Source organism: Sphingomonas sp. CCH15-F11 (assembly GCF_001557005.1).
In the GTDB taxonomy this organism is placed as follows: domain Bacteria; phylum Pseudomonadota; class Alphaproteobacteria; order Sphingomonadales; family Sphingomonadaceae; genus Sphingomonas.
Window position 1 is genome coordinate 23,989 of the sequence record NZ_LSKG01000033.1, and the last position, 21,210, is coordinate 45,198.

Annotated in this window: 32 protein-coding genes; 24 read left to right on the forward strand and 8 right to left on the reverse strand. The window is 66.5% G+C overall.

The window, feature by feature from the left end:
• Positions 1-29: 29 nt before the first annotated feature.
• The 20 genes from AX709_RS03325 (at position 30) to dcd (ending at position 13,001) form a co-directional block, all read left to right on the forward strand.
• Entirely contained in the window at positions 30-290 is a 261-nt protein-coding gene (locus AX709_RS03325; RefSeq protein WP_066546772.1) for a hypothetical protein, read from the forward strand.
• Complete coding sequence (locus AX709_RS18485) at positions 287-469, forward strand: hypothetical protein (RefSeq protein WP_156454135.1); 183 nt, start codon at positions 287-289, stop codon at positions 467-469. The genes AX709_RS03325 and AX709_RS18485 overlap by 4 nt, the downstream gene beginning before the upstream one ends.
• Complete coding sequence (locus AX709_RS03330; RefSeq protein WP_066546775.1) at positions 466-834, forward strand: MarR family transcriptional regulator; 369 nt, start codon at positions 466-468, stop codon at positions 832-834. The genes AX709_RS18485 and AX709_RS03330 overlap by 4 nt, the downstream gene beginning before the upstream one ends.
• Positions 827-1,495, forward strand: a complete 669-nt coding sequence (locus AX709_RS03335) for a regulatory protein GemA (protein ID WP_082731605.1) — start codon at positions 827-829, stop codon at positions 1,493-1,495. The genes AX709_RS03330 and AX709_RS03335 overlap by 8 nt, the downstream gene beginning before the upstream one ends.
• On the forward strand, positions 1,492-2,004 hold the full coding sequence (locus tag AX709_RS03340) for a hypothetical protein (RefSeq protein WP_066546781.1): 513 nt from the start codon (positions 1,492-1,494) through the stop codon (positions 2,002-2,004). The genes AX709_RS03335 and AX709_RS03340 overlap by 4 nt, the downstream gene beginning before the upstream one ends.
• Before the next feature lie 97 nt (positions 2,005-2,101).
• Positions 2,102-2,500: a hypothetical protein gene (locus AX709_RS03345; RefSeq protein WP_066546784.1), complete on the forward strand. Its 399-nt coding sequence runs from the start codon at positions 2,102-2,104 to the stop codon at positions 2,498-2,500.
• The gene (locus AX709_RS03350) at positions 2,497-2,805 is read left to right on the forward strand and encodes a VpaChn25_0724 family phage protein (protein ID WP_066546786.1); all 309 of its coding nucleotides are present in this window, start codon (positions 2,497-2,499) and stop codon (positions 2,803-2,805) included. Before AX709_RS03345 ends, AX709_RS03350 begins: the two co-directional genes overlap by 4 nt.
• A 1-nt stretch (position 2,806) precedes the next feature.
• Complete coding sequence (locus AX709_RS03355; RefSeq protein ID WP_066546790.1) at positions 2,807-3,337, forward strand: phage protein Gp27 family protein; 531 nt, start codon at positions 2,807-2,809, stop codon at positions 3,335-3,337.
• Complete coding sequence (locus AX709_RS03360) at positions 3,334-3,693, forward strand: hypothetical protein (RefSeq protein WP_066546792.1); 360 nt, start codon at positions 3,334-3,336, stop codon at positions 3,691-3,693. The genes AX709_RS03355 and AX709_RS03360 overlap by 4 nt, the downstream gene beginning before the upstream one ends.
• Positions 3,693-5,246, forward strand: coding sequence for a terminase large subunit domain-containing protein (locus AX709_RS03365; protein WP_066546799.1), 1,554 nt, complete (start codon positions 3,693-3,695; stop codon positions 5,244-5,246). Before AX709_RS03360 ends, AX709_RS03365 begins: the two co-directional genes overlap by 1 nt.
• On the forward strand, positions 5,246-7,408 hold the full coding sequence (locus AX709_RS18490) for a phage portal protein family protein (RefSeq protein ID WP_066546801.1): 2,163 nt from the start codon (positions 5,246-5,248) through the stop codon (positions 7,406-7,408). Before AX709_RS03365 ends, AX709_RS18490 begins: the two co-directional genes overlap by 1 nt.
• An 11-nt stretch (positions 7,409-7,419) precedes the next feature.
• On the forward strand, positions 7,420-7,860 hold the full coding sequence (locus AX709_RS03375; RefSeq protein ID WP_066546803.1) for a hypothetical protein: 441 nt from the start codon (positions 7,420-7,422) through the stop codon (positions 7,858-7,860).
• Positions 7,860-8,024, forward strand: coding sequence for a hypothetical protein (locus tag AX709_RS18495; protein WP_156454137.1), 165 nt, complete (start codon positions 7,860-7,862; stop codon positions 8,022-8,024). Before AX709_RS03375 ends, AX709_RS18495 begins: the two co-directional genes overlap by 1 nt.
• The gene (locus AX709_RS03380; protein ID WP_066546804.1) at positions 8,021-8,314 is read left to right on the forward strand and encodes a hypothetical protein; all 294 of its coding nucleotides are present in this window, start codon (positions 8,021-8,023) and stop codon (positions 8,312-8,314) included. Before AX709_RS18495 ends, AX709_RS03380 begins: the two co-directional genes overlap by 4 nt.
• Positions 8,311-8,580, forward strand: a complete 270-nt coding sequence (locus AX709_RS03385) for a hypothetical protein (RefSeq protein WP_066546807.1) — start codon at positions 8,311-8,313, stop codon at positions 8,578-8,580. The genes AX709_RS03380 and AX709_RS03385 overlap by 4 nt, the downstream gene beginning before the upstream one ends.
• Positions 8,573-8,824 carry a hypothetical protein gene (locus tag AX709_RS03390; protein WP_066546810.1) on the forward strand — a complete coding sequence of 84 codons (252 nt, stop codon included), beginning with the start codon at positions 8,573-8,575 and terminating at the stop codon, positions 8,822-8,824. The genes AX709_RS03385 and AX709_RS03390 overlap by 8 nt, the downstream gene beginning before the upstream one ends.
• Entirely contained in the window at positions 8,817-10,052 is a 1,236-nt protein-coding gene (locus AX709_RS03395) for a phage head morphogenesis protein (RefSeq protein WP_066546814.1), read from the forward strand. Before AX709_RS03390 ends, AX709_RS03395 begins: the two co-directional genes overlap by 8 nt.
• Positions 10,053-10,315: 263 nt before the next feature.
• Positions 10,316-11,176 carry a DNA adenine methylase gene (locus AX709_RS03400; RefSeq protein WP_082731607.1) on the forward strand — a complete coding sequence of 287 codons (861 nt, stop codon included), beginning with the start codon at positions 10,316-10,318 and terminating at the stop codon, positions 11,174-11,176.
• Positions 11,177-11,544: 368 nt separating this feature from the next.
• The gene (locus AX709_RS03405; protein ID WP_066546816.1) at positions 11,545-12,366 is read left to right on the forward strand and encodes a phosphatase PAP2 family protein; all 822 of its coding nucleotides are present in this window, start codon (positions 11,545-11,547) and stop codon (positions 12,364-12,366) included.
• A gap of 83 nt (positions 12,367-12,449) precedes the next feature.
• Positions 12,450-13,001, forward strand: a complete 552-nt coding sequence (gene dcd / locus AX709_RS03410; protein WP_066546817.1) for a dCTP deaminase — start codon at positions 12,450-12,452, stop codon at positions 12,999-13,001.
• 87 nt (positions 13,002-13,088) lie between these two features.
• Here the strand turns inward: dcd and AX709_RS03415 are convergent, their stop codons facing one another.
• From AX709_RS03415 to AX709_RS03435, 5 genes are all read right to left on the reverse strand, one after another.
• On the reverse strand, positions 13,089-13,466 hold the full coding sequence (locus AX709_RS03415) for a tetratricopeptide repeat protein (RefSeq protein ID WP_066479650.1): 378 nt from the start codon (positions 13,464-13,466) through the stop codon (positions 13,089-13,091).
• A gap of 369 nt (positions 13,467-13,835) precedes the next feature.
• Positions 13,836-14,264: an ExbD/TolR family protein gene (locus tag AX709_RS03420; protein ID WP_066479652.1), complete on the reverse strand. Its 429-nt coding sequence runs from the start codon at positions 14,262-14,264 to the stop codon at positions 13,836-13,838.
• Positions 14,265-14,291: 27 nt separating this feature from the next.
• A complete protein-coding gene (locus AX709_RS03425; RefSeq protein WP_066546819.1) occupies positions 14,292-14,759 on the reverse strand; it encodes an ExbD/TolR family protein in 468 nt (155 codons plus the stop codon).
• 122 nt (positions 14,760-14,881) lie between these two features.
• Positions 14,882-15,664 carry a MotA/TolQ/ExbB proton channel family protein gene (locus AX709_RS03430; protein WP_066546822.1) on the reverse strand — a complete coding sequence of 261 codons (783 nt, stop codon included), beginning with the start codon at positions 15,662-15,664 and terminating at the stop codon, positions 14,882-14,884.
• Positions 15,665-15,745: 81 nt separating this feature from the next.
• Positions 15,746-16,381 (reverse strand): energy transducer TonB, encoded by a 636-nt coding sequence (locus AX709_RS03435; protein ID WP_443026192.1) that lies wholly within the window; start codon positions 16,379-16,381, stop codon positions 15,746-15,748.
• A 266-nt stretch (positions 16,382-16,647) separates the two neighbouring features.
• On the opposite strand from AX709_RS03435, the gene AX709_RS03440 reads away from it, so the two are divergent.
• Positions 16,648-17,496, forward strand: coding sequence for a hypothetical protein (locus AX709_RS03440; protein ID WP_231727404.1), 849 nt, complete (start codon positions 16,648-16,650; stop codon positions 17,494-17,496).
• Between the two features lie 17 nt (positions 17,497-17,513).
• On the opposite strand, the gene AX709_RS03445 is transcribed toward AX709_RS03440, so the two are convergent.
• The 3 genes from AX709_RS03445 to AX709_RS03455 all read right to left on the reverse strand — a co-directional run bounded on the left by AX709_RS03445 (position 17,514) and on the right by AX709_RS03455 (position 19,365).
• Positions 17,514-18,296, reverse strand: a complete 783-nt coding sequence (locus AX709_RS03445; protein ID WP_066546826.1) for an SDR family oxidoreductase — start codon at positions 18,294-18,296, stop codon at positions 17,514-17,516.
• Positions 18,293-18,664 carry a dihydroneopterin aldolase gene (locus tag AX709_RS03450; protein ID WP_066479659.1) on the reverse strand — a complete coding sequence of 124 codons (372 nt, stop codon included), beginning with the start codon at positions 18,662-18,664 and terminating at the stop codon, positions 18,293-18,295. The genes AX709_RS03445 and AX709_RS03450 overlap by 4 nt, the downstream gene beginning before the upstream one ends.
• Before the next feature lie 68 nt (positions 18,665-18,732).
• Complete coding sequence (locus AX709_RS03455) at positions 18,733-19,365, reverse strand: glutathione S-transferase family protein (protein ID WP_066479662.1); 633 nt, start codon at positions 19,363-19,365, stop codon at positions 18,733-18,735.
• Positions 19,366-19,465: 100 nt separating this feature from the next.
• Between AX709_RS03455 and AX709_RS03460 the strand changes: the two genes are divergently transcribed.
• Genes AX709_RS03460 through AX709_RS03470 form a run of 3 tightly spaced genes read left to right on the forward strand, consistent with a single transcriptional unit; the run spans position 19,466 to position 21,203 of the window.
• Positions 19,466-20,002 (forward strand): GNAT family N-acetyltransferase, encoded by a 537-nt coding sequence (locus tag AX709_RS03460; RefSeq protein ID WP_066546828.1) that lies wholly within the window; start codon positions 19,466-19,468, stop codon positions 20,000-20,002.
• A 41-nt stretch (positions 20,003-20,043) separates the two neighbouring features.
• The gene (locus tag AX709_RS03465; RefSeq protein ID WP_066546829.1) at positions 20,044-20,607 is read left to right on the forward strand and encodes a DUF1285 domain-containing protein; all 564 of its coding nucleotides are present in this window, start codon (positions 20,044-20,046) and stop codon (positions 20,605-20,607) included.
• Positions 20,604-21,203: a CoA pyrophosphatase gene (locus tag AX709_RS03470; protein ID WP_066546831.1), complete on the forward strand. Its 600-nt coding sequence runs from the start codon at positions 20,604-20,606 to the stop codon at positions 21,201-21,203. The genes AX709_RS03465 and AX709_RS03470 overlap by 4 nt, the downstream gene beginning before the upstream one ends.
• Positions 21,204-21,210 lie beyond the last annotated feature (7 nt).

Below are 21,210 nucleotides of genomic sequence, written 5' to 3' on the forward strand. Positions count from 1 at the left end.
CCGACCCTTTTCAACATGGAAGGACTGACATGGCGACGCTTACACTCGACGCAATCTTTGGGGAGGTCGGACGGACCCGCGACCACACGTCCACCGATGTGTCCGGCATCGCGCTGGCCGCCGACGGGTCCCAGCTCTACATCACCATCCACGCCGGCCGGGATGGCGGCCTCGCCATGCGCTTGAGCGGCGACCAGATCGACCGCTTCTGTCACCTGCTCGCCACCGCTGTATTCGCCATCAACCGCGCCAGCGTGCTGGGCGGCCAGGGCGGGGAGGCGCTGCAATGAACACCATCCTCTCTCTCGATTACTACGGCATTGCTGCCCCCGCGATCGTGAAGGATTTTCGGGTCCGCTCGGTCGGAAAGACGACCCAGGTCACCGTCGAACTGGCGGTGTCGAGTGGCGAAACCCTTGCGCACCTCCTGCAGCAGCTGCACGAGCTCAAGAACGGGGGCAAGCAATGACCCCGTCCGAACTCCGCACCCTGGATGCCATCCGGGCCTACCACGCCGAGCACAGGATTGTGCCGACGATCCGTGAACTGGCCGAGCTGCTTGGCCGCTCAACACCCTCGACCACGCACCGTCAGGTTCGGAGCTTGATCGAGCAGGGGCACCTGGTCCGGGCCGGTCGGACCTACGCGGAGCGCAATTACGCGCTGCCGACCAAGCCGGTTGCGGCGGAGCTGACCGACGGCGAGCTGCTCGACGAGATCAAGCGGCGGGGCGGTGTGCTCGCTATCCTGGGGCTGGAGCCGCGGATCCAAGGCAAGCGCGGAACCGTGATCGTCGATGAGTTCTTTGACACTCGGGAGCACCCCGATGGCTGACCCTGCCCGTAAGCAGCCGCGATCGGCCGCCCCTCGCACGGACAGCGCCAAGCGTGAGGTCCAGGTCAAGATGATCCGCGCGGTTCGTGCTGCCTGTCGCCGTCGTGGCATGGACGACGACGATCGCAAAGCGTTCCAGCAGCGGGAAATCGGCCGCGCCAGCCTGTCCGACATGTCGATCGCCGAGCTCGGCAAGCTGCTCGACCTGCTCAACAAGGATCGCGCCGCGCCGATGGCGCACCGACCGCATGTCGCCAAGATCAAGGCGCTATGGTGGACGCTCTACTGGCTCGGCGAGATCGACGAACCCGGCGATCGCCAGCTCGACGCCTTCGTCAAGCGCCAGACCGGCGTCAACGCGCTGCGGTTCCTGGACCATCGCCAGGCGGCCTCTGTGATTGAGGCGCTCAAGAGCTGGGCGACGCGCGCCGGGGTTACCTGGCCGCCGGCGCAGCCAGGTTCGGACGCTCAGGGTGAACGCCGTGCGGTCATCGACGCGCTCGTGATCCGCTTGCTCGACCGGGGCGATCCGGTCGGCAACTGGGCCTATTGCCAGTCACGGCTCGGCCTCGACGCCAATCCGGCCAGCTGGACGCCCCAGCAGCTCGACGCCTGCATCAAGCTATTGGGACGGCGCTATCGCGCGCTGCTGACCGAATGAGCGCGGCCGTCGATCCCGCCAGCCTGCCGCGACTGGCGGACCTGCCGATCCCGGCCGACGTCCGCCCCGGCAAGGGCTGGACCGGTCAGATGGTCGAGCTGGCGGCGCACATCGGCGCATTTGACACGCTGCGGATCGTCGCGGCCTATGGCGGTCAGTCGGTCTATATCCCGATCGACCCGGAGCGGAACCCGTTCCGCGAGCTGATCGGCCCCGCCAAGGCCAAGATTGTCAGCCAGGTCTACGGTCCCTACCAGTTCTTCGTGCCTGTAGCCCGCCACGCAGTCGATCGCGCCAAGCGCGGCGGCGTGCTGGCGCTCGTTCGCTCGGGTCAGTTGTCAAAGCGCCAGGCGGCCGTCATTCTGGGCACGTCACGAAATTACGTCGACTATCTGGTCCGCCAGCCGGACGAGGATGGCCCGCCGCTACCCGCGCTCCGCCGCCAACCTGTGATCGATCCGCGCCAGATTTCCATTTTCGACGTGCTCCCCCCCACCGACGGCGGTTGAGCCTCGCGCGCGTGCGCGCGCACGATGGTCTCGCATCCTTAACCCCGGGGGGATGCGTCTTGTCCGTTCTTCGCCACCGCAGCTTGAGCGCCTGATTATGGCCTGGCTGCAACTCGCCATCGACCTTTGGCCGATCCTCACCCTCTTCATTTCGATCGTCCTGGGCGCGGTCGTGCTCTGGCTGCGGTCGCAGTTTCCAACCAAGGCCGACGTCTCCGGCCTGACCGACAATGTCGCGGTGCTCACCGCCAAAGTCGAGGATGTCCAGGAAACCGTCGGGACGCTCGTGACCGACCAGGCCGCACAGAATGCCCGGCTCGACCAGATCGAAAAGGACATCGAAACCCCGCCCACACGCATGGAGCTGATGCAGGCGATCGCCCAGCTCTCGACCAAGATGAGCGCGGCTGAGGAGCGCACCGAGTCGGTCGACCGCCAGCTCCGCACCACCAACGACTATCTCAAAATCCTGATCGACAAGGGCCTGCGCGAATGAACCCGCCCAGCCCAAAGACGCCGTCGAGCAAAGCGGTCGTGATCCGCCGCGCCATCCTCGACGAGCTGGCCGCGATCGGCGGCACGCATAACCACGATGCCCTGGCCGTTGTCCTGAAGGGCAAGGGGCACCCGGTCTCGCGCGACGAGGTCGCCGAGCAGATGCGTTGGCTCGCGGAACACGGCATGATGGCTATCGAGCAGCTCGGCGTGTTCGTCGTCGGCGACATCACCATGCGCGGCCGCGACATTGCCGACGGCAGTGTCACCTACGACGGCATCTCGCCCTTCAAATCGGCGATCTGACGTGCCGCGCCGGTCCTCCGTCGAAAAGCTCGACCCGGCGATCCGCGCGAGCGTGGACCGCGCGATCGGGCGTGGTGCCAGCATCGACGAGATTGTCGAGCTGGTCGACAGCCTGGGCGGCGACGTGTCGCGCAGTGCGATCGGGCGCTATTCGATCCGCTATCGCGAAATGGCCGACCAGCAGCGCAACGTCATGGCGATCGCCAAGGCGTTCGGCGAGGATTTCGGCGACAGCGACAACCAGGCCGGCAAGCTGCTCATCCAGATCATCAACAGCGTCGCCGTCCGTGCGTTGATCCCGCTCGCCTCGGGCGAGGTGGACGCGATCGACGGCAAGGAACTGCACTTTCTGGCGCGGGCCGCCAAGGATCTGATGTCGGCCGCCAAGACCGATGCCGACCGCGATCGGCAGGTCCGCGACGCGACCAAGAAAGCGGCCGCCGAGGCCGCTGACCAGGAGCTGCGCCGCGAAGGGGCGTCGGCCGACACCATCCGCCGGGTGAAAGAGCAGATCCTCGGGATTGAGCTGTGACGACGTTCCGCATCGTCGCCGGCCAGGGCATGGCCGAAGGGCGCGCTGTCCTACCGCTTACACTGCGCGTGCGCGACCTGGCCGTCTCGCTCGGCTTTCGCGCCGGCGGGGTGAAGTCCAGCCACTGCCCCGGCAGCTCGTCGCGCTACCTCACGCTCACCTGTCCGCGCGGCCATGACTGGCTGGTTCGCATCTCCAACCATCGCCGACCGGAGCGGACGCGCCAGCCGGCGCCGCATATCGATTTCGTGTCGCTGGATGGCCAGGCGGGCACGCTGCAGCTCGCCGACCTGCTGACCCGGATCGGCGACGGCCAGGTGGACTGGCGTCCGCTCAAGGCCGGGGGACGCCGCTGATGACGTCCACCACCGCCAGCGCCCATGATGACCTCAAGATCCTGCTCAAATATCAGGCGTCAGCGATCGCGCTGAGCGCGCAGCACGAGCTGCTGGTGATTGAGAAGTCGCGGCGCACCGGCATCACTTATGGCTTCGCCGCCGACGCGGTGCTGACCGCCGCCCCGGCCGAGCGGCCCGACAACGTCTATTACATCGCCTATAATCTCGACATGACGCGCGAGTTCATCGGCTATGTCGGTGACTTCGCGAAAGCCTTTAACGAGGTTGCAAGCGAGGTTTCAGAGTTCCTGTTCGACGACGGGTCGGACGAGGGGATCAAGGCTTACCGCGTCGATTTCCCTTCCGGGAAGGCGGTCGTGGCGCTGTCCTCCAAGCCGCGCTCGCTGCGCGGGATGCAGGGCAAGGTCATCATCGACGAGGCGGCGTTCCACGACCAGCTCTCCGCCCTGCTGACCGCCGCGCTGGCGCTGACCATGTGGGGCAGCCACGTCATTGTCATCTCGACCCACAACGGCGCGGACAACGCCTTCAACGAGCTGATCGAGGAAATCCGCGCCGGCAAGCGCGAGGGGCATGTCATGCGCCTCACGCTTTCGGATGCTCTGGCCGACGGCCTGTTCAAGCGCATCTGCCTGCGCACCGGCCAAACGTGGTCGCCCGAAGCCGAAGCAAAATGGGAGGCGTCGCTCCGTAAGCGCTACGGCTCGTCGGCCGAGGAGGAGCTGGACGTTATTCCGGCGCAGGGCACCGGCGTCTACCTGCCCCGCGCGTCGATCGTCGCCGCCATGTCGCCCAACCTGCCGGTCATTCGGATCGAATGCCCCAAGGGCTTCGAGCTGCAGGAAGAGGCGTATCGCACCGACTATATCCGCGAGCTGCTCGAAGCGGAGGTCCTGCCCTATGTGCGCGACTTCGACCCGCTCCGCCGCACCTATTTCGGGCAGGACTTCGCGCGCGTCGGCGACGTCTCGCCCCTCGCGTTTGGCCAGCATGACGAGCATCTCAATCTGATCGTCCGCTTCATCCTGGAAATGCGCAATGTGCCGTTTCGCGAGCAGGAGTTTGTGCTCAACTGGATCCTGGCGCGGGTGCCGAACTTCTGCGCCGGCAAGATGGACGCGCGCGGCAACGGCTCGGCCCTGGCGGAATATGCCCAGCAGAAATGGGGCGCGACCCGCGTCGAAGCCGTCCAGGCGACCGACAAGACCTACCTCGCCTTCATGCCCAAGCTGAAGGCGTCGATCCAGGACCGCACCATGCTGATCCCGCTCGACGAAGCGACGCTGGAGGATCTGCGCATGATCAAGCTGGTCAAGGGCGTGCCGAAGATCCCGGACCGCTCGGTCGTGTCGAAGGCCGATGGTGCCAAGGGCCAGCGCCACGGCGACAACGCGATTGCGCTGATGCACCTGCGCGCCGCCGCCGACGAGGATGTCGGGCCGATGGAGGTCCACACTACTGGCACGCCGCGCCCCAGCGCCCCTGAAATGAGCGTGTCGATGCGCGGCTTCGGCAGCGTCGGCGCGCGCAACAACGGACTAGCATTCTGATGGCCAAGACACCTTCCACCCGCAACTCGCGCTTGCCTGCCGATCTGCGGTCCGAGATCGCGACGACGCTCGACGGCCGCGATATCACCCAGCCCTATGTCCGCGAGCTGCGCGAGGCCGCCGACCCGATCCTGCTCGGTTCGGTGGGCTGGGGGGCTTATGATCAGATCCTGCGCGACGATCAGGTCTATTCGACGCTGCAGCAGCGCATCGGTGCCGTCGTGTCGCGCGATTGGGAGGTTGTTGCCGGCGACGAGGATGATCCGCGGTCCAAGGTGGCGGCCGAAGAATTCAGCCGGATGCTGCGCCGGATCGGGTGGGACAACATCACCCGCAAGATGCTGTTTGCCAGCTTCTATGGCTATGCGGTCGCCGAGGTCATGTGGACCAACGACTTTGACTTCGCCGCAATCAAGGTCCGCCACGCCCGCCGCTTCCGCTACGATGCGGAGGATCGGCTGCGGATGCTGAGCACCGCCTCGCCGCGCGGCGAGGTGCTGCCGGAGCGCAAATTCTGGGTCCACGCGGTCGGCGGATCGAACGATGACGAGGTCTACGGCGTCGGCCTGGCGCACTGGCTCTATTGGCCGGTGCTGTTCAAGCGTAACGGCATCCGCTTCTGGAACATTTTCCTGGACAAGTTCGGCACCCCGACCGCGATGGGCAAATATCCGCGCGGATCGAGTCCGACCGACATCCGCAATCTGCTCAATGCGCTGAGCGCGATCGCGACCGACAGCGGCTTCGTCGTGCCGGAAGGAATGGCCGTCGAGCTGCTGAATGCCGCGCGCTCGGGCGTCGGCGATTATGCCGAGCTGTGCCGCTACATGGATGGCGCGATCGCCAAGGTCGTGCTGTCCCAGACCATGACCACCGACGACGGCGCATCGCGCGCTCAGGGCCAGGTGCACGAGGGCGTGAAGCTGGAGGTCATCAAGTCCGACGCGGATCTGCAGACCGACAGCTTCACTGCCGGCCCGGCCCGGTGGTGGACCGATTTCAAATATGGGCCGGATGTCGCCGCGCCGATCGTTCGCCGGATCGTCGAGGAAGAGGAGGACCTGGCCGAAAGCGCCAAGACCGACGAAATCCACGCGCGCCAGGGCTGGGTCCGCACCGCCGACAGCTTCAACGAGAAATATGGCGAGGGCTTCGTCCGCAAGGCCGATCCCGACGCGCCGGAAGGCTCGGCCCCCCCCCCGTCAACGACGCCCGCACCCGAGCAGTTCGACCCGGCCGACCCCGCCACCGGCGACCCGGCGGGGCAGGAGCTGGACACGCCGCCTGCACCGCCACCCAATCCCCGGCCCGGCCGCCGCGTCATGCCCGATCCCGCCGCCGCCAGCTTCGCGGCCGACGATCCCGCGCCGCTCTATGTTTATCGCAAGCTGGTCAATGCGACCGAGCTGCTTGAATGGGCGCGGTCGCAGGGCTTCACCACGACGCTGGAACCGGACGATCTCCACGTGACCGTCACCTATTCGAAGCGCCCGGTGAATTGGTTTGCCATGACCGGGTGGGGAGGCCCGGCCGAGCTGGTCGTGGAACCCGGCGGGCCGCGCCTGGTCCGGCGCATGGGTGCCGGTGGATCGGAGGGCGAAGCCATCGCGCTCCTGTTCCAGGACGCGTCGCTCCAGTGGCGTCACCAGGAGATGCGCGATGCCGGCGCGAGCTGGGATCACCCCAGCTACCTGCCCCACGTCACGATCAGCTATCAGGGCGAGCCGATCGACCTCGACCAGGTCGAACCCTATCGCGGCCGCCTCGTGTTCGGGCCGGAGGTGTTCGAAGCGATCGACGATGGCTGGCAGGATCGCATCGCCCAGCGCGCGCCTGATCAAGCAATTGGCGACCAGCCCGTTGCCGAACCGCCGGCCGCGAGCCTGCCCGCCACCAGCTTCGCCGAAGGCGAGGGCGACGACGCCGACAGCATCGTCGACCGGATGATCGCTGACAGCGGTTACCGGGCCGCCGACTCGATCACCGGCACGCTCATTGAGCGCATCCTTGCTGTCGAGACCGAAGAAGCCGCCCGCGCGCTGATCGCATCCGCGCTCGGGACCATGGACGAAGCCCCGCTTGCCCAGGCGCTGGAACGCGCCGGCTTCGCCGCCCGGCTCAAGGCCGCGACCCAGGACGGCACGACCGAGAAACTGAGCTGAAGGAGGCTTGCATGACCGATACAGACCAGCTTGAACCCGCCCCCCTCCCGGAGGGCGAGTATGCGATCGTGGAGGTGCTGGGCCATCGCACGCTCGTCGGCCGCGTGACCGAGGTCGATCGGTTCGGCGCGAAGCTCATGTCGATCGAGCCGATCTATCAGGGCAAGCTCCTGGACGCCGTGCTGGTCGGCGGCAGCTCCATCTATCAGTTCACGCCCTGCACCGCCGAGAGCGCGCGCAAGGTCGCACCCCAGAACGCCGTCTACCTGCCGACAAGCATCCGCGCCACGCTCCCCGCGCCCGCCCTGCCGGCCCCGGATGACGATGACGACGCGCCGTTCGGCTATCTCGATGACGATGAGGACCACTTTTGTGGCTATGCTGAGACGGTCGCCGACGATGTCGCAGCCCAGGTGCGGATACTGGACAACGACGACACGGAGGCGCTCTGATGCTCGCCTTCTACCTGGGCGGCGTCGTCGCCACTGCCGGCATCCTGTTCGGCGAGAGCATCGCCGACAGCGATCCGCTCGATGTCGGCTTTTTCCTTTGCGCGCTGGGCTGGCCCGTGTTCATCGCCATGTTCTTCATCGACATGATCCGGCAGCGGTCATGAGCGGCGATCGCGAGATCTACGCCACGCCCTCGATGCAGGTGGTCCCGGCGCTCGTCTGCATCCCCGAAGGCGCGATCGACACTTTGGGCGATGCCCAAGGGGTCGTCATCGGCGCTCAGCACCTGGATGGGTTCGGCCCCTGTCTTTTCATCGGCACGCGTATGCGGGACGGGACCGCGCAGATCGGCGCGATCCCGCCCAACCACTGGCCGCAGCTGGCCGACGTGCTCAATGAAGTGTTCGGCCAGCTCCAGCGGGGCGAGTTCGACAGAGCGGCGGTGGCGTCATGATCGTCGTGCCGATCCAGCTCTATTCGGCCGTGACAGGCGAGGTGGAAAACCTCGGCACGATCGTCATCGACAATATCGGCGGCACCCGCGCGCGCGGCGACTATCGCGTCCGCGCCTATGCCAAGGGCGCGGCTGAAGCTGGCTTCTTGCACATGGTCAGCAGGGCACGGCCGATCCGCGAGGGCCGGGTGTTCGGCCACCGTCGCCAGGCGGAGCCGGTCGGCAACCTGATCGCGAAGGCGATGAAGGAACTTGGCTATGGCTGAGTGGCAGCCCGCCTCGACCGCGCCGCGCGATGGCACCCAGTTTCTCGGGCTGCTGTCCAATGGCTGGTATGCGCTTCTGTCGGGCGAGCCGAATTGCGACTGGCCATATCAGTGGTGGCGATCAGACGGGCGGCATCAACCGCCGATCCTGGAGACGCACCCCACTGACACCGATTGGTCGGCGACCTATTCGCTGTTGCTGACCCGCTGGATGCCCCTGCCGGCACCGCCGACCGATGCCTGATCCACTCGGCTATTCCATTTTCCTGGAGCCGACCGACGCCGTTCGTGCATTCGAGGCGCGCGGCGAGCTGAAGCCGACCGTCCGCTGGTCGGAAATGATGCATGAGAACCATGCGTCAGCCTTCACGGTCGCCAAGATCGCGCGCCTCGACCTGCTCCGCGCCGTCCAAGCATCGCTCGACGAGCAGATCCGCGACGGCGGCAGCTTCGATCGGTGGAAGGCCGCAATCCTGCCCGAGCTGCAGCGCGCGGGATGGTGGGGCGCGGTCCAGGACCGCGAGCTGACCGGCACGGATGAGCGGATCGTCGTCAATGAGCGTCGGCTGCGCGTCATCTACAACACCAACATCCGCATGAGCCTGGCGGCGGGCCACTGGGCGCGCATCCAGCGCCAGAAGGCAGCCTTTCCCTACCTGCGCTATGTGCCGTCCACCTCGGAGCGCAAGCGCCAGCTCCACATCCCCTGGTATGGGATTATTTTGCCGGTCGATCACCCGTGGTGGCAGACCCATTTTCCGCCCAATGGCTGGGGCTGCAAATGCGGCTTCGAGCAGGTGACGCAGCGGCGGCTTGAACGCATGGGCTGGTCGATCACGCCGGACGATCAGCTCCCGCCCGGCAACCCGACGACTTTTGTCGCGGCGACCGGCCGGGAAGTTCGGGTGCCCGCCGGCATCGACCCCGGCTTCAGCTACAACCCCGGCACCGCGCACCTGCGCGTAATGGCCGACCGCGCCGCCGCCTCGATCGTGGCGGCGGCCGACGCCGGCCTGGACGCCGCCGCGCGCCAGACGCTGCGCGAGATCGTCGACGATGCCGCCTTTGAACAGTTTCTGGCGCTGCCGGAGGCGAGCTTCCCGGTCGCGCTGCTGACCGCAGAACAACAGGCGCTGATCGCCGCCAAGGCGCGCCTGGTCGTGCTGCCGACCGGGGTCTACCGCAAGCAGCTTGGCGAAGCGCCGGAGATCTCGCGCGGCCACCCGGAACTCACCGTCGCCAACTATCGCTTGCTGCCCGACATCGTCGATCGTGCGATCGTCATCGCCCAGCAGGGCGATAGCCGCCTGATCTACTTTGCCGACGAAGGCGGGCGTTTGTGGAAAGTCGTGGTGCGCCAGGATGCGGGCGAGCCGCTGCCGGCCGTGGTCAGCTTCCACGCCAGCCGCCCCCGCAACATCGCGGGCGAGACGCGAAATCTGACGATCCTGCTCGATCGGCGGGGGACATGAGCGGCGCACGGTGGGGACTTCCGGTCCCCCACAAAGTGATCGTCGGCCAGAAGCCTAGCACTACGGTGGGAAGCTTTACCGCGTCGCGTGCGCCGCGCGGTCGATATAGCGCGCTGCACCTTAACAAGCAATTCCGCGCCGATAGGCGGGGGACGGGGCGCGCCAACGCCCCGAGCCGACGGCATCGACCCGTCATGACCATCCTGGCCAGGTCTGGCCATCCCGCCCTCCGGCCCGGAGGACGGCGACATTGTGGGAACATCATGACGGAGTCGAGTCCGATTTCAGCGGCACTGCAGCCGCTTTTCAACGATGCTGAAGCCCCCCTTTCACGGGTCGATCCGGTGCTGCCGGTCGCGCCCTATATCGGCGGCAAGCGTCGCCTCGCGAAGCGCATCATCGCCCGCATCGCGGCCGTGCCGCACCTCACTTATGCGGAGGTCTTTGTCGGTATGGGCGGCGTGTTCCTGCGCCGCGAGGTTCGATCGCAGGTCGAGGTGATCAACGACTGGTCGGAGGACGTGTCGACCCTCTTCCGCATCCTGCAGCGCCATTATGTGCTGTTCCTGGAGATGCTCCGTTTCCAGGTCACCTCGCGCGCCAACTTCGAGAAGCTGCTCCGCCAGGAGCCGTCGTCACTGACCGATCTGGAGCGCGCCGCGCGCTTCCTCTACGTCCAGCGCCTGTCGTTCGGCGGCAAGGTCGCCGGCCGCAATTTCGGGGTCAGCCCGGTCAACTCGGCGCGCTTTGACGTGACGCGCCTGCAGCCGATGCTGGAGGCGATCTGGGAGCGTTTGGCGGGCGTCGTGATCGAGCGGATGCGCTGGCAGGATTTCCTTGCGCGCTATGACCGCCCGGGCACGCTCTTCTACCTCGATCCGCCCTATTATGGGTGCGAGAACGACTATGGCCAGGCCATGTTCGACCGCGCCGAATTTGAGCAGATGGCGAGCGTGCTGGCCGGCCTGAAGGGCCGTTTCCTGCTTAGCTTGAACGCCCACCCGGAAGTCCGCCGCATCTTCGCTGGCTTCACCATCGAGGAGGTCCAGACCAGCTATACGATTGGCGGCAACGACCACCCCAAGCCGGTCACCGAACTGATCATTTCCAGCGCCCGATCATGAGCTGCGAGCGTGCCACTTCTTCCCACTTCTTTTCCCAGACCGGACTGGGAAATAATCCGGCGTTTTGGCGGTCCTGTTCCCGCTCGGACGCCTATTCTGTCGAGCTTTTGGCGAAGTGGGAAATTATTGTCGTCAGAAGTGGGAAATGGCGAAGCGGCACCCACGCGTTTCTGCGGTTTTCAAGCCGCGCACGCTCGCCGCGCCGCCGATTTTACGCCCCCAAGGCCGCACCGACGACAATAATTCCCCGCGATGGCCCGAAACCTCGAAAAGCCCCGTTTTTCGGGCGTTCCCGTCCCACTGTATCCCGAAAAGGCCCGCGATATCCCGCCTCTCCTGCAACCGTATTTAATGTCGCGGCACAGTCGATGGCCGGCCTGCTCGCCATCTTGTGGGGCGCACATCGCCACTATCGCGCGCGCGGCGATACGCAGCGGCTGGGTGAAGCGCTGGGCGCGCTGGCCCTGCTGATCGCATCCGGCGCGGCGGCCGGTGCGATCAGCCAGCTTGGCCTCGCGCTCCACCGGCCCCTGATCGACCCGTGGCTGGCGACCATCGATCGCGCGACCGGCTTTGCGAGCACCGCGGTGACGGCGGACCTGGCGGCGTCGCCGGTGCGCATCGCGCTGCTCGGTGCCGCTTATCTCAGCTCCTTTCCGCTGATCTTCCTGAGCGCCGTCGTGCTTGCGCTGCGCGGGTCCCGCGAGGCGCTGTGGGGACTGATCTTCAGCTTCGCGGCGGCGATCGTACTTTGTGCAGGGTGCGCGGCGCTGTTCCCCGCGATCGGTGCCTTTCCTCATCTCGGGCTCGCCCCCGATGTCGCCGCGCGCCTGCCGGCAGGGGCCGGTGTCTATCATCTGCCCGCCTTCGATCATTTTCGCGGCGGCGGACCGATCACGCTCGACATGCTCAAGCTCCAGGGCGTCGTGACCTTTCCCTCGTTCCACACCGCGCTCGCGTGGATGACTGCGTTCGCGTGGCGCCAGACGCGGCCGATCTTCATGCTCATGCTGGCGTGGAACGCGCTGGTCATCGTCTCCACCATCCCGATCGGCGGGCATTACGGCATCGACCTGATCGCAGGGACGCTGTTGTGGGCGGCGATCCATTGGTGGGTGTCAACGCGAACGGGAAGCGCGTCGCCCGAAAACCAGGCGGGACCGATCGCGACCACCCCGACGCGGGCCTAGTCCGATCTGCCACGCACGCCCGCTCTTGCCCAACCCGGCGATTCCCGCGAAAGCCGTGCGCACGAGCAAGGGGCGACGTTAAGATGATCATGTCCGACCGGTGGATTCGCGAACAGGCGCAGGCGCACGGCATGATCGAGCCGTTCGTCGAAGCCCAGCGGCGCGAGGGCTGCATCAGCTATGGCCTGTCCTCTTATGGCTATGACGCACGGGTCGCCGACGAGTTCAAGATCTTCACCAATGTCGACAGCGCCATCGTCGATCCGAAGAACTTTGACGCCAACAGCTTCGTCGATCGCCAGACCGATGTCTGCGTGATCCCGCCCAACAGCTTCGCGCTGGCGCGCACCGTCGAATATTTCCGGGTGCCGCGCGACGTGCTGGTGATCTGCCTAGGCAAGTCGACCTATGCGCGCTGTGGCATCATCGTCAACGTGACCCCGCTCGAACCCGAATGGGAGGGGCATGTGACGCTGGAGTTTTCGAACACCACCCCACTGCCCGCGCGGATTTATGCCAACGAAGGCGCGTGCCAGTTCCTGTTCCTCAAGGGGGATCAGAGCTGCGAGACGAGCTATGCCGACCGTGCCGGCAAATATATGGGGCAGCGTGGTGTCACCCTGCCCCGGCTTTAGGTTTGCGAAGGGTAGTGCCGGATGCCCTTGCCACACCCGGTCGTACGCCCGGCTTGGCGTGAGACACCACGCCGGGCTGTCTGACGGTCAGCGTGCGCCGAGCGCGGTGGCACTCACTGCAGGCTTCAGTCGCGACATGCCGGTGGCGGCGATCTGGTGCGCCATGACCACGCGGTCGCCGGCGAGCCGCATTTCGACATCTTCGCCTGCCAGCACGCGCGCATAGAGCTGCGCCGCCTTTTCCGGACGATTGGTCCGCGCCATGACTGCGGCAAGGTTGATCAGGACTTCGGGCTTGTCAGGATAAATCCGCGCTTCGGCCATCAGCCGCTTCTCCGCCGTGTCATAGTCGCCGCGCGCGATCAGCGACTGGGCATAGGGATCGGCGCGTTCCTGCGCATACGCTGGTGCGGTGGAGACCGCAGCCAGCGCCGCGACAAGGTGGAGGGTAACAACGTGCTTCATGATTGGGCTCCTGTCCTAATGTTACGTTTTGGTGTCTTTGTTGTGACACTTGTATGACGACAGGACAAGCCGGTATTTTAGGCGAATTTGTTCCGAAACGACTGTTTTTCCGCGACCGCCCCGCGCGAGGCACAGCGATACGCGGCAAAGAATATGACAGAATGGCGACATTTGTTGCCGCGACGCGGTTGCAAACATGCAGCGAACGCGAGGGTCGAACCCCGGTGACAGGCGCCACACGCCAAAGCGCAACGGTCGCAACGCTTACAAAGTCGCGCTCACCCGTGCGGTGACGGTCGACGACGGCGGACGAAACAAAAAAGGGCGGCCCCGCGGGACCGCCCTTTTGTCGTGATATGGTTTCCAGGGTCAGAAATCGGAGCGATACTGCTCGTTGCCGACAAAACCCAGCTTGGTCACATTCGCGCGCTTGATGATCGCCAGCACCTGGTCGACCTTTTCATACCGCGCGGCCGCGTCGGGCTGCAGGTGCAGCTCGGGCTCGGGGCTCATCGCCGTGGTCTGGTCGAGATACTGGGCGAGCGTCACTTCATCGACCGGCGCGCCATTCCACAGAATGTTGCCGTTGGCATCGATCAGCACCTTGTTCTTCTGGCTGTCGATGATGTCCTTCTGCTGGTTCGGGTCCGGCTGCGGCAGATCGATCTTCACCGCGTGCGTTTGGACGGGGATGGTGATGATGAACATGATCAGCAACACCAGCATCACGTCGATCAGCGGCGTGGTGTTCATTTCCATCATCGGCTCGCCGTCGTCGCGGCCTGCGCTCATTGCCATGTCAAACTACTCCTTCACGCGCCGAAATCAGCTGCCGCCCTTTTGCGGCTCGGAAATGAACCCAACCTTGGGAAAACCGGCCTGCTGCATCGTATAGATGGCGCCGCCGATGCACCGGTACGGAGTGTTCACGTCGCCGCGGATATGCACTTCGGGAAGCTCGAGACCGGCTGCGTTCGGTCCGCCCTGACGCGCAACCTCGTCCTCCAGTTTCTTGACCGCCCGCGTCAGCAGCTCCTCGCTCGTCAGTCGGCTCGTCAGCCAATAGACCTCGCAGCCGTCCGCACCACCCTTCACCGACAGCAGCACGTTCTCTGGCTTGGTGGTGGTCGGTTCGAACTCCACCTTGGGCAGTTCCAGCTTCACCGTCTCGAGCACCACTGGCACCGCGATCAGGAAGATGATGAGGAGCACCAGCATCACGTCGACGAGCGGCGTGGTATTGATGTCCGACAGGGGGGCATCGTCGCCACCACCGCCTGTGCTGATTGCCATTCTTCAGTTCCTACACAATGTCGCGAGACATACCCGGCGATCCGCAGGGGATAACAAGGGCATGTCCCATTTTTCCGCGCAACAGCAAGAACGGCGCGCCCGCATGAGCGCGCCGCTTCACGTCACGCCGCCGTCGTCTTGACGCCACCGGCCTGGCCGGCGGTCGTCTTCGGGGCCGGCGGGGTCGGGCCCTTCTTGCCCACGGCAACCGGACGCACCGCGCCGTTCGACGCCAGATAGCCGAGCACGTCGTTCGAGAAGGCGCTCAGTTCTTCCGCGATCGCCTTGTTGCGACGCTGCAGCCAGTTATAGGCTAGCACCGCCGGCACCGCGACAACCAGACCGAGCGCGGTCATGATCAGCGCCTCACCCACCGGGCCGGCGACCGCGTCGATCGACGCCTGGCCCGACGAACCGATCTTGATCAGCGCGCGATAGATGCCGACCACGGTGCCGAACAGGCCGATGAACGGCGCGGTCGCGCCGACGGTCGCCAGGAAGGCAAGACCCGCGCTAAGCTGCGAATTGATTGCGGCTTCCGAACGCGCCAGCGAGCCGTGCAGCCAGTCATGCGCTTCGACCGGATCGGTCAGCAGCTTGTGCTGGTCCTGCGCCGCAATGCCGTCGTCGACGATCTGGCGATAGGCGGTGTTCTGCTCGAGCTTCGTCGCGCCTTCACGCAGGCTGTTCGACGACCAGAAGGTGGCGCGGACGCGCTTCGCCTGGTTGATGATCTTCTGCTGTTCGAACAGCTTGGTCATCATGATGTAGAGCGAAACGAACAGGAACAGCGTCAGGATGGTAAAGGTGCCCTGGGCGATCAGCCCGCCTTCGCGCAGCGCGGCGGCCAGGCCGTACGGATTTTCACCGGCCGGAGCTCCAGCGGCAAGGATGGTGGTGAGCATGTTCAGTGGTTTCCCTTGATCAACGGTTTTTAAGTTTCAGCATGATGGATCGCGTGCGCCACGACGGCGCCGCGGCCCCGACTATTGAGGAATCTTCCAGACGATCCGGCGCGACGACGACGACCGGATCGGATTGCCGTTCTGGTCCTTCGCGGGCGTGTAGCGCCCACGGCGGGTCAGCGCGGCGCACGCCGCACGATCCAGCGCCTGCGATCCGCTCGACGCGGTGACGCGGCAATTCTCGATCCGGCCCTGTTCGTTGATGTCCCAGCTGACTGCGGTCGTCCCTTCCTCGCCGGCGCTGAGCGAACGCGACGGATAATCGTCGGTCGTCACCCACTCGGCGGGATTCCCCTTTGGACCCGCAGCCTTGCTGACCACCGGCGCGGGGGGCGCGACGGGGGCCGCAGGAACCGGCGGCGCGACCGTGGGAATCGGCGCATAATTGGCGGGCGGCGTCGTCACGGACTGGATCACGACCTCCGGCGGCGTGTTCGAACGCACGATCGGCGGCGGCGTCACGACCGGCGGCGGCTGGGTCACCGGCTGGTCCGGCGGTGGCGGCGGTGGCGGTACTTCCTCCGGCGGCGGCGGCGGTTCGATGATATCGAACGCCTCCAGATCAGCCTGGGCCTTCTTAACGTATCGATAGGCCAGGCCGGTTATAAACGCGTAGCCCAGCACAGCCATGATGATGGTGACCGTAACGATCGCCACCAAACGGCTGCTTCCAGTGTTCCGGTCAGCATAGGCCATTCCGCAACCAAACTCCCTAAATCCCGACATGGACGCGGCGACGGGCCTTCGTTGAAGACACCGACAACACCGCACACACCGATGCCGCGCACGACATGATGTCTGCCAAAGCTGTATCCCGCCGTCCGGGATGACGCAAACGCTTTGTCAGGCGCAACAAATGTATAAGCCGCAGGGCTGGTTTTTGTTGCTATATGACGCCCGATTTTCCGCGTAATGGAACGGTCATGTCCCGATTTACCTCCATAACCGCCTTATTTGCCTTGATTCTGCCCGGTTTGCCGGCCGATGGGCAGACCCGGTCCGGGCCGCCCGCGGCCGTTGTCGAAGCACCCGACTATCATCGCGTCGCCGGCCTGGTGTTTCGCGCCCCGCTGGTGATCGACGCGACGGTGCGGTCAACCGCCCGAATCACGGGGCCGGAGGCCGCGGGGGTTCCGGCCGGGCATATGCGATTCTATGTGAACGCCGACGTCGGCGCGCTGATTCGCGGGAGCAGCGCCCTGCCGCCGCGGATCGGTTTCCTGATCGACGTGCCGCTCGACGCGCGCGGTCGCGCGCCCAAGCTCGGCAAGCGTCGCCTGATCCTGTTCGCCCGTTCCGTTTCGGGACGCGCCGACCAGGTCCAGCTGATCGACCCGTCGGCGACGCTCGACTGGACCGCGCCCGCCGACGCGCGGGTCCGCGCCGTGGTGACCGCGGCACTCAGCCCCGATGCGCCGCCCACGATCTCTTCGCCGGGCAACGCCTTTCATGTCCCCGGGACGCTGCCGGGCGAAGGTGAGACGCAGGTGTTCCTGAACACCGCCGACGGCACCCCCGTATCGCTGCTCGTCCTGCGCCGCCCGGGCCAGGCGCGCAGCTGGTCGGTGGCGCTCGGCGACATCGTGGGCGAAGCCGCGCCGCCCCCGCCGCGCGACAGTCTGCTCGGCTACCGGCTGGCGTGCGAGTTGCCCGCGCAATTGCCCGAATCGAGCCTCGCCAACACCGAACCCGGCACCGCGGACGCCGCGCGCGAAGACTACGACTTCGTGCGTCGCCAGGTCGGCGCCTGTGGCGACCCGCTGCGCCGCTGACGTCGCCGCCCCGACGCTCAGTCGCGGGCGAGGTTGACGAAATCTCGGTCGAAGCCGGTCATCGCCGCGCCGCCGTCGACGAACAGCGTCTGTCCGGTCACTGCGGGCGCGGTCGCCAGATAATGGACCGCCTCCGCGATATCGGCAGGGTTGGGTAGACGGCGCAGCGGCATCATCGACGCCAGTCTTTCCATCTGGACCGCGTCATAATCTGCGGTCGGCAGCGTCAGTCCCGGCGCGACGCCGTTCACGCGCACCCCCGGTGCAAGCGCCACCGCGAGCGTGCGCGTCGCCGCCGCCAGCGCCTGTTTCGACAGCGTGTAGGCGATCTGGTCGTGATTGGGATGGTCGATGCGCTGGTCGAGCAGGTTGACGACGGCGCGCCCGCCCGCCGCGTCGGCATTGTCGTCTGCCTGGGCCGCCAGCCGAACCGCCAGGCGGAAGGGCGCAGCCGCATTCACCGCGAAATAGTCGATCAGCGCCGCCATGTCGGGCAGCCCAGCCTCGTTCGCGTCGAAACGCGACGCGTTGTTGACGAGCAGACGTACCGGACGCCCAAACGCCGCCGCCGCATCGTCGATCAACCCGTCGACCTGTGCCGCGATGCTCAGGTCGGCACGGAGCAATCGGTACGCCGCGCCGGCACGATCGAGCCGCGCAATCAGTTCGGGATCGGGATCGAGGCGGTGGCCACCGTGCAGCGCGAGGTCATAGCCCCCCTCCCCCAGTCGCGCGGCGATCGCTGCGCCGACGCGGCGGCACCCGCCGGTCACCAGCGCGATCGGGCGCCGCCCGGTCACCGGCGATGCCGCACGAGGGTGATGCCGATCGATTCGCCGGCTTCGGCGATGGCGAGCTTGATGATCTTTACCTCGACCCGGCGCACGCGATCATCCTGGACGAACAGGGTTTCGGCGATGTGATCCGCCACCCCTTCGATCAATGTGAAGTGGACGCCCGGCGGCAAGGCGGTCGATGCCGCGTGCTTGAGGTCGAGATAGTTCTTGGACGCCGACAAGGGTGTGTCGGGCGCGTAATGTTCGGCGCAGTCGAGGTCGACGGTGATCGAGATGCGCAGCGGCTGGGGAAGGTGCGTTTCCTCCGAATAGATGCCGGTCAGCACATTGACGTCGAAATCGAGGACATGAAGCTGGAGGCGATCGGACAAGGAGGCGGTTCCCGAAACAATTTCGTCCCGCCCCTTAATCCTCGCCTCCCGCCACGCAAAGCCGGAAATCAGGCGGCCGCAGACGGTCGGGCGCTGATGACTGCGTGCCAGCGGCGCAGGTGGGTGGCATCCTCCGGCGTGTCGAGCTTGCACCGCGCGGCGAAGTCGACGGTGATCAGTGCGGTGATGTCGGCAAAGCTGAAGCGGTCGCCCGCCACCCATTCGCTGGCCTCCAGCCGCTGGTCGAGCGTGGCGACGAAGGCCCGCCACATCAACGTGCCGCGCGCGGCGAGTTCGGGGATTTGCGGCGCGGCCGGGGCGGCGCCGACCAGCGCGCGATCCTTGAACGCGGGCGCGGTGTTGCGCAGGACATGGACGACCGCGGCATAGCCGTCCTGCTCGATCCGGCGCGTCCAGCTCTCGATCCGGGCGATCTCCACCGCCGTCGTGCCGAACAGCGGGGGATCGGGATGCAGGGCCTCGAAATAGCGGCAGATTGCGGAGGATTCGCAAATGACCTCGCCATCGTCGAGTTCGAGCGCGGGGACCGCGCCGCGCGGATTGACCGCCAGATAATCGGCGCCGAGATGTTCCGCCGCGCGCAGGTCGATGTTGACGCGCGGCACCTCGATCCCCTTTTCGGCCAGGTAAATGCGGACCCGGCGCGGGCTGGGTGCCCAGGGCGAATCATAAAGCTTCATGGCGATGGCGTTCCTCCCCGCATGCGCGATGCTTTGCCGCGCACCGATTCGACGCTAAGGCGCGCCGCCCGCTGCGTCCACCGGGCAGACGGAACCGCTGATGATTCGCTTTGTCCCGCTGACCTCGGTCGCCCCCGACGACGTCGATGCGCTGCTCGACGCGGCGTTCGGCACGGACCGGATACAACGCACCGCCTATCGCGTGCGCGCCGGGACCGCCGCGATTGCCGCGTTGAGCGAGGCGGTCGTCGACGCAGAGGGCAGCTTGATCGCCAGCATCCAGTGCTGGCCGGTGCAGATCAGGTGCGATTCGGGGGAGACCGTCCCGATGGTGATGGTCGGCCCGGTCGCGGTCGCGCCCGACCTCCAGCGCGGCGGCATCGGGCGCAGGTTGATGGAGCGGCTGCTCGATCGCGTCGAGCACAGGCGACGCCCGGAGTTCCAGCGGCTGATGCTGGTCGGCGACCCCGAATATTATGGCCGGTTCTTCGGCTTCACCGCCGATCGGACCGGCGCGTGGCGGCTGCCCGGCCCGGTCGAGCGGCACCGGCTGCTGGCGCGCGGCGCGGATGTACCCGACTGCGCCGGCATCGTCGAAGCGCGGCTGACGGCGCTGGTCGATCCGCCGGGCGTGTGAGGGCTTTGCGCGCCGCGCCGTTCGTGCGTATCCACGCAGCCATGCCGATGCCGCCGCCGCCCGACCTGTCGAGCCTTTCGCTTCCCGATATCGCGCGCCTGGTCGAAGCGCGCCGCCTGCCCCCCGTCGCGCAATGGGACCCGCCCCATTGCGGCGACAGCGAGATGCGGATCGCGCGCGACGGCACCTGGTATCATCAGGGGTCGCCGATCGGGCGGCCGGCGATGGTCCGCCTGTTCTCCACCCTGTTGCGGCGCGAAGCGGACGGCAGCTTTGTCCTCGTCACGCCGGTCGAAAAGCTCGACATCGCGGTCGAGGACGCGCCGTTCGTCGCCGTCGCGGTGAAGGCGGCGGGCACGGGCAGCGCCGCGCGGCTCGCCTTTCAGCTCAATACCGGCGATCTGGTCACCGCCGGGGCCGCCCATCCGATCCGCATCGCGGAGTCGGCCGAAGGACCACGCCCCTATCTGAGGGTGCGCGACGCACTCGACGCGCTGATCGCCCGACCGGTATTCTACGAACTGGCCGAAACGGCGATCACCAACGGATCGGAACCGCCCGGGCTGTGGAGCGACGGCGCCTTCTTTCCGTTTGCCACGGCATGACGTTGGCCGAGCGCCTGCGCCGCGCGCTGGATGAAATGTCGGACGCCGCCGCGCCGATCCCCGGCGACACCTTCGACCCTGCCGATCCAGCGCCCGATGACGGCCTGCCCGCGGCGGTGCTCGTCGCGATCACCGACCGCGTCGCGCCCGGCCTGATCCTGACCGAACGGACGCAAGGCCTGCGCACCCATGCCGGACAGGTCGCCTTTCCGGGCGGCCGGATCGATGCGTCGGATGCGGATGCGGTCGCCGCGGCGCTGCGCGAGGCGCAGGAGGAGATTGCGCTCGACCCGGCACATGTGACGGTCGTGGGCGTCGGCGATCGCTATCGCACCGTCACCGGCTTTGACGTGACCCCGGTGATCGGGGTCATCCCGCCCGATATCGCGTTGCAGGCGGCGCCGCAGGAGGTCCACGACATTTTCGAGGCGCCGCTCGCCTTCGTGCTCGATCCCGGCAATCAGGTGCGGCGCACGCGCGAATGGCAGGGACGGATGCGTCATTATTACGAGATCGAATGGAACGGTCGCCGCATCTGGGGCGCGACCGCCGCGATGCTGATCAATCTCGGCCGGCGGCTGGACTGGCCGCATTGAGCACGTC